Consider the following 575-nt stretch of genomic DNA (forward strand, 5'->3'; position numbering starts at 1 on the left):
CTTTCGCTTCAGCTTCAGTCTCAGATAGTGGTGTGTATAGTGTCAGCGTGACGAATTCGGTAGGCTCGCAAACATCTGTTAATGCGACGATTCAGGTGAATGAAGTGATTTCCATTGCGCCTGTCGTCATTGCTTCGCAACCGCAATCTACCGCTATTGATGAGGGTGAGACGGCAGTGCTGTCGATCGTTGCGACAGGCGGTGGTGACTTGAGTTATACCTGGCGTAAAGATGGTGTTCAGATATCAGGTGCTAACGCGAGCTCATTAAGTATTGAGGCTGCCTCTGTTGCAGATGCCGGAGCTTATGATGTCATTGTATCCAATTCTGTGGGGCAGCAGGTGTCGTCAGTTGCTAATGTAGAAATTAATGAGCTTGAGGTTTTACAGTCGATAGCCTTGGAGTGGTCAATTCCAGAAGAAAGAGCGGATGGTACTGCTCTAGATTTAAACGAAATTGACAGTTACCTTATTCGATATGGTACAGATGCATCAAACTTAGCTCAAAGTGTTGTTGTAGGTAGTGGCTCGGATACCAGTGCGCAGATCGATGATATGGTAGCAGGCACTTATTAT

General features: G+C 46.3%; 1 protein-coding gene. It reads left to right on the forward strand.

The features are described 5' to 3' along the window. Positions 1 to 47: 47 nt before the first annotated feature. On the forward strand, positions 48 to 575 hold a 528-nt coding region (locus tag A3766_RS09035), incomplete at its 3' end, for an Ig and FN3 domain-containing protein (protein ID WP_197479463.1).

Source organism: Oleiphilus sp. HI0132, assembly GCF_001635845.1.